This is a genomic window from Chryseobacterium fluminis (assembly GCF_026314945.1).
Taxonomy (GTDB): Bacteria; Bacteroidota; Bacteroidia; order Flavobacteriales; family Weeksellaceae; genus Chryseobacterium; species Chryseobacterium fluminis.
Map to the genome: position 1 here is coordinate 1 of NZ_CP111120.1, position 7,335 is coordinate 7,335.

At 43.1% G+C, this 7,335-nt stretch carries 2 tRNA genes and 3 rRNA genes; all 5 read right to left on the minus strand.

Annotated features, from left to right (window positions below):
- Positions 1-1,612: 1,612 nt before the first annotated feature.
- Positions 1,613-1,721, minus strand: a 5S ribosomal RNA gene (gene rrf / locus ODZ84_RS00005).
- Positions 1,722-1,903: 182 nt separating this feature from the next.
- Positions 1,904-4,667, minus strand: a 23S ribosomal RNA gene (locus ODZ84_RS00010).
- A gap of 207 nt (positions 4,668-4,874) precedes the next feature.
- Positions 4,875-4,948 (minus strand) — tRNA-Ala (locus tag ODZ84_RS00015).
- A 101-nt stretch (positions 4,949-5,049) separates the two neighbouring features.
- Positions 5,050-5,123: transfer RNA gene (locus ODZ84_RS00020), tRNA-Ile, on the minus strand.
- Between the two features lie 224 nt (positions 5,124-5,347).
- Positions 5,348-6,865, minus strand: a 16S ribosomal RNA gene (locus ODZ84_RS00025).
- Together the 16S, 23S and 5S rRNA genes with 2 tRNA genes alongside form the textbook arrangement of a ribosomal RNA operon.
- Positions 6,866-7,335: the final 470 nt, after the last annotated feature.

Here is a 7,335-nt window from a genome sequence, read left to right on the forward strand (position 1 = left end):
GGAAGGGCTATTGTGGAAAACTTATTGATATAAGATACTGATATCATTGACCTTAAAAGTCTTTTTATATTTACTCACATTAACTCAATGTTTTCTGAACTATTTACTAAGGCTCTGTTTTACTACTCTTCATAGCAGTTGCGATTAGCGATTAGCGATTAGCGATTAGCGATTAGCGATTAGCGATTAGCGATTAGCGATTAGCGATTAGCGATTAGCGATTAGCGATTAGCGATTAGCGATTAGCGATTAGCGATTAGCGATTAGCGATTAGCGATTAGCGATTAGCGATTAGCGATTAGCGATTAGCGATTAGCGATTAGCGATTAGCGATTAGCGATTAGCGATTAGCGATTAGCGATTAGCGATTAGCGATTAGCGATTAGCGATTAGCGATTAGCGATTAGCGATTAGCGATTAGCGATTAGCGATTAGCGATTAGCGATTAGCGATTAGCGATTAGCGATTAGCGATTAGCGATTAGCGATTAGCGATTAGCGATTAGCGATTAGCGATTAGCGATTAGCGATTAGCGATTAGCGATTAGCGATTAGCGATTAGCGATTAGCGATTAGCGATTAGCGATTAGCGAAATTAATTCATATAAAGCACATCCAAGAAAATCACAGAATATTTTTGCCGAAATTTTTTATAATTTGCAATTAACTGACAGGGAAAGTAAATGGGTAGAGCGTATTTTTTAGATGTTTCTTTAGGGTGCCTGTTTAATTAAATCTTCAAGGTTTTTAAAACCTTGAAGATTGGAATGGTGGTTCTTATTTGGGTTTCCGGATACGAGTAAAAATTTTCACGGATGTTTGGAATATATTTTTAAATATGAGAAGAGTTACCATGTATTTATAAAAGGTAAAACTGCCGGAAAGTAAATGGATAGAGCGTATTTATAGAGGTTTCTTTAGTGTATCTGTTGTAATTAAATCTTCAAGGTTTTTAAAACCTTGAAGATTGGAATGACGTTGCTATTTTATTTCCGGATATGCTTAAATTTCATGGGATGTTTCCTTGGAATATTTTTTAAAATATAAAAAGGTACTTACGGTAGATTATAAATGTAATCATTTTTTAAACAGATTAAATAATATAGAACGGTAATTTTTTTTGGTAATGGAAACCGTGAAAGTGAAGCGTGGGAAAACAGGAATAACAGTAGTTTTGATTACGTATTATAACTATGATTGTATTAAGATATTCGATCAGTGACGAACGATGAAGTGGCGATTTAATTCAATAGAATAATAATCCCATCCAAACATCTGGGAGATTAAAAGGTCAGGAAATTTTTAGTGTTATAAATTAGATTTTAAGCTATGAAACAGCTTATGGTTTGTGAGGGTATCTGATGATTGGTGACATAAGGCGAAAAACTAATTTGAATCCTGCAATAAAGATTTTAATTTTAGGCTAAAGCCATTAAGCAAAGAAAATCTTTCGGGTAATTGCAAGCAGTAAATAAAAAAGGGACTTATTGGTATGCTGTCTTATATCTGTTGTCTGAAGTCTGACATCTAGTATCTAATATCTCATGTTCTATCTTCTGGTTATAAAACGAAAAAAGTCTCATACAAATGAATGTATGAGACTTTTAATAAAAAACTGGCGGCGACCTACTCTCCCGCTTGTCGCAGTACCATCGGCGCTGGTGGGCTTAACTTCTGTGTTCGGAATGGGAACAGGTGAGCCCCACCGCTAAAACCACCCTAAATAAGGTATATCTTGTATCATGTCGGTTGTAATAGGTACCATGTATTGACATGATACTTTTTACTTTTTACATTTTACAAATTTTATCGGTAAATTTCATCACAAAGGCAAAACCAGTTCTGCACTTATAAGCACTTGTCTTATTATTAATTAATTAAAGTTAAGATTACAGCAACCAATAGGCTATAAATCTACGGGTAATTAGTACTACTCGGCTATGCTGTTACCAACTTTACACCTGTAGCCTATCAACGTTGTCATCTCCAACGACCCTTAAAAGATGTCTCATCTTGAGGCGAGTTTCGCACTTATATGCTTTCAGTGCTTATCTCTTCCAAACGTAGCTACTCAGCGGTGCACCTGGCGGTACAACTGATACACCAGAGGTTTGTTCAATTCGGTCCTCTCGTACTAGAATCAAGCCCTCTCAAACATCTAACGCCCGCAATAGATAGAGACCGAACTGTCTCACGACGTTCTGAACCCAGCTCGCGTGCCACTTTAATGGGCGAACAGCCCAACCCTTGGGACCTTCTCCAGCCCCAGGATGTGACGAGCCGACATCGAGGTGCCGAACCTCCCCGTCGATGTGAGCTCTTGGGGGAGACTAGCCTGTTATCCCCGGAGTACCTTTTATCCTATGAGCGATGGCCCTTCCATACGGAACCACCGGATCACTATGTCCTGCTTTCGCACCTGATCGACTTGTAGGTCTCACAGTCAAGCACCCTTATGCCATTACACTCTACGCACGGTTACCAAGCGTGCTGAGGGTACCTTTGAAAGCCTCCGTTACTCTTTTGGAGGCGACCACCCCAGTCAAACTACCCACCACGCAATGTCCTTCTGAAAGAAGTTAGGCTCCAAGTAAGTAAAGGGTGGTATTTCAACGTTGACTCCACAAACACTAGCGTGCCTGCTTCAAAGTCTCCCACCTATCCTACACATTACTTACTCAAAGTCAATACGAAGTTATAGTAAAGGTTCACAGGGTCTTTTCGTCCCATTGCGGGTAATCGGCATCTTCACCGATACTACAATTTCACCGAGCTCGTGGCTGAGACAGTGCCCAGATCGTTACACCATTCGTGCAGGTCGGAACTTACCCGACAAGGAATTTCGCTACCTTAGGACCGTTATAGTTACGGCCGCCGTTTACTGGGGCTTCAGTCAAACGCTTCGGTTACCCTAACGCCCTTCCTTAACCTTCCAGCACCGGGCAGGTGTCAGACCCTATACAGCATCTTTCGATTTAGCAGAGTCCTGTGTTTTTGATAAACAGTCGCCTGGGCCTCTTCACTGCGGCCAGCATTGCTGCTGGCGTCTCTTCTTCCGAAGTTACGAGACTATTTTGCCTAGTTCCTTAGCCACGACTCACTCGAGCACCTTAGGATTCTCTCCTCGACCACCTGTGTCGGTTTTGGTACGGGTTGCTTCACTTCGGCTTTTCTTGGATCCGATTTCACTATAACAGCTTCGCCCGAAGGCTAGGCCTTGACACTTCCGTCCGTCTTCAATAGCTACGTCGAACCGTCCCCTTTTTAGTGTGAGCAAGTATGGGAATATTAACCCATTGTCCATCCACTACCCCTTTCGGGTTCGCGTTAGGTCCCGACTAACCCTCAGCTGATTAGCATGGCTGAGGAAACCTTAGTCTTTCGGTGAGGGGGTTTCTCGCCCCCTTTATCGTTACTTATGCCTACATTTTCTTTTCTATCCGCTCCACAATACCTCACGATACTGCTTCGGCGCAAATAGAATGCTCTCCTACCAGATATAATAAAATTATAAATCCATAGCTTCGGTAATATGTTTATGCCCGATTATTATCCATGCCGGACCGCTCGACTAGTGAGCTGTTACGCACTCTTTAAATGAATGGCTGCTTCCAAGCCAACATCCTAGCTGTCAATGCAGTCCAACCGCGTTGCTTCAACTTAACATATATTTGGGGACCTTAGCTGTTGGTCTGGGTTCTTTCCCTCTCGGACATGGACCTTAGCACCCATGCCCTCACTGCCGCAGAACATTTATTAGCATTCGGAGTTTGTCAGGAATTGGTAGGCGATGAAACCCCCGCATCCAATCAGTAGCTCTACCTCTAATAAACTTTATTGCGACGCTGCACCTAAATGCATTTCGGAGAGTACGAGCTATCTCCCAGTTTGATTGGCCTTTCACCCCTACCCACAGGTCATCCGAAGACTTTTCAACGTCAACCGGTTCGGTCCTCCACTCTGTGTTACCAGAGCTTCAACCTGCCCATGGGTAGATCACAAGGTTTCGCGTCTAATCCTACTAACTATGCGCCCTATTCAGACTCGCTTTCGCTCCGGCTCCGGACCTGAAGTCCTTAACCTCGCTAGTAAAATTAACTCGTAGGCTCATTATGCAAAAGGCACGCCGTCACCCAACTTGTGGGCTCCGACCGCTTGTAGGCGTACGGTTTCAGGTTCTATTTCACCCTTCTATTCGAAGTGCTTTTCACCTTTCCTTCACAGTACTTGTTCACTATCGGTCTTTCAGGAGTATTTAGCCTTGGAGGATGGTCCCCCCATATTCAGACAGGATTTCACGTGTCCCGCCCTACTCATTTATCATCAAAATATACCTTTCGAATACCGGGCTATCACCGTCTACGGCCGCACTTTCCAGTACGTTCTTCTAAATATATAAAGACTTTTGGGCTAATCCGCTTTCGCTCGCCACTACTTACGGAATCTCTTCGATTTCTTTTCCTCCGGGTACTTAGATGTTTCAGTTCTCCGGGTTTGCTTCTTAATGTAAACATCAAGATGACATGTCTTCAACATGCCGGGTTGCCCCATTCGGACATCTCGGGATCTATTCGTGTGTGCCAATCCCCCGAGCTTTTCGCAGCTTACCACGTCCTTCTTCGCCTCTGAAAGCCTAGGCATCCGCCATACGCCCTTAACGATTTCTTTCCTATTTTTAGGTTACTCAAGCACTTATAAGTGCTCGGTTTTCTCTTTGTGATGTCTTTACCGTTAATGTCAATGATCTTAAATCTTGTAATCATGTAATCCCGAAATATGTACTAATGACGGCTCCGTCATTATGTAGAATATACATTTCCGTAAAATTACCCTCATACATCATACGTATGTACTTACCGTACACCATACAATACGTGGAGAATAAGGGAGTCGAACCCTTGACCTCCTGCGTGCAAGGCAGGCGCTCTAGCCAGCTGAGCTAATTCCCCCTCTAGTAGAAATTTTAAATTCTAAATGATAAATTTTAAATGAAAACAATATGTTATAATCTAAAATCTATAATTTAAAATCTGCAATTCCCTTCAATTAGTAGTCTCGGGCAGGCTCGAACTGCCGACCTCTACATTATCAGTGTAGCGCTCTAACCAGCTGAGCTACGAGACTTCGTTATAATTTTAAATCTTAAATTGAAAATTTTAAATAACTTTTAAATCTAAAATTTATAATTTATAATCTAAAATCTCTTGTTCCCTGTTACTAATCTCTAGTGGGTGTGTATTTTTATATATATAGCAACCAAATAAAAAACTAAAGCTTCGCTTTAAGTAAGTGCATGGTACATTGAAGTACCTTAATTTTGTTTATTCTCGTCCGAAAACGAGACTCTAAAATGAGATGTTCCAGCCGCACCTTCCGGTACGGCTACCTTGTTACGACTTAGCCCTAGTTACCTGTTTTACCCTAGGCAGCTCCTGTTACGGTCACCGACTTCAGGTACCCCAGACTTCCATGGCTTGACGGGCGGTGTGTACAAGGCCCGGGAACGTATTCACCGCGCCATGGCTGATGCGCGATTACTAGCGATTCCAGCTTCATAGAGTCGAGTTGCAGACTCCAATCCGAACTGAGACCGGCTTTCGAGATTTGCATCACATCGCTGTGTAGCTGCCCTCTGTACCGGCCATTGTATTACGTGTGTGGCCCAAGGCGTAAGGGCCGTGATGATTTGACGTCATCCCCACCTTCCTCTCTACTTGCGTAGGCAGTCTCACTAGAGTCCCCAACTTAATGATGGCAACTAGTGACAGGGGTTGCGCTCGTTGCAGGACTTAACCTAACACCTCACGGCACGAGCTGACGACAACCATGCAGCACCTTGAAAATTGCCCGAAGGAAGGTCTATTTCTAAACCGATCAATTCCCATTTAAGCCTTGGTAAGGTTCCTCGCGTATCATCGAATTAAACCACATAATCCACCGCTTGTGCGGGCCCCCGTCAATTCCTTTGAGTTTCATTCTTGCGAACGTACTCCCCAGGTGGCTAACTTATCACTTTCGCTTAGTCTCTGAAGCATAAAGCCCCAAAAACGAGTTAGCATCGTTTACGGCGTGGACTACCAGGGTATCTAATCCTGTTCGCTCCCCACGCTTTCGTCCATCAGCGTCAGTTAAGACATAGTGACCTGCCTTCGCAATTGGTGTTCTAAGTAATATCTATGCATTTCACCGCTACACTACTTATTCCAGCCACTTCTACCTTACTCAAGACCTGCAGTATCAATGGCAGTTTCACAGTTGAGCTGTGAGATTTCACCACTGACTTACAGATCAGCCTACGGACCCTTTAAACCCAATAAATCCGGATAACGCTTGCACCCTCCGTATTACCGCGGCTGCTGGCACGGAGTTAGCCGGTGCTTATTCGTATAGTACCTTCAGCTACTCTCACGAGAGTAGGTTTATCCCTATACAAAAGAAGTTTACAACCCATAGGGCCGTCGTCCTTCACGCGGGATGGCTGGATCAGGCGCTAACCCATTGTCCAATATTCCTCACTGCTGCCTCCCGTAGGAGTCTGGTCCGTGTCTCAGTACCAGTGTGGGGGATCACCCTCTCAGGCCCCCTAAAGATCACTGACTTGGTAGGCCGTTACCCTACCAACTATCTAATCTTGCGCGTGCCCATCTCTATCCACCGTAGTTTTCAATATCAATTGATGCCAATTAATATATTATGGGGTATTAATCTTCCTTTCGAAAGGCTATCCCCCTGATAAAGGCAGGTTGCACACGTGTTCCGCACCCGTACGCCGCTCTCTTCGTCCCGAAAGACAAATACCGCTCGGCTTGCATGTGTTAGGCCTCCCGCTAGCGTTCATCCTGAGCCAGGATCAAACTCTCCATTGTATGTTTGTTCTGACTCACTCAAAGTTTTGACGCTTTAGTTTTTCCTTACTTGGTTGTTATATTGTATTTCAATGATCTCTATTCTTCCGCTCCTACTTTAGCTAATTTCTGTCGTTTCGCTTTATCGTATTTGCGTGTGCAAAAGTAAAAATAAATTTCTAATTGACCAAATGTTTTCTTAAAGAAAATTTAAAGTTTTTTGTTAACCCTAATCCCCTCTCAAAACCTCAATCCTTCTACTCCTGCGCTCCCGTTTTACCGGACTGCAAAGATACTAAAAAATTTAAACTCCGCAACTTTTATCATCTAAAAATTAAAAAGTTTTTATCTCATGTATCCGTAGATATCAGTTCTATATTCTCCGCTCCTTAAAGCTCTTCTGCGCTACTGAACTACTCCTGGTTTTTCAGTGCCGCAAAAGTACACCCTTTATCCTATACCATCCTAATTTATTTAACATAATATTAATA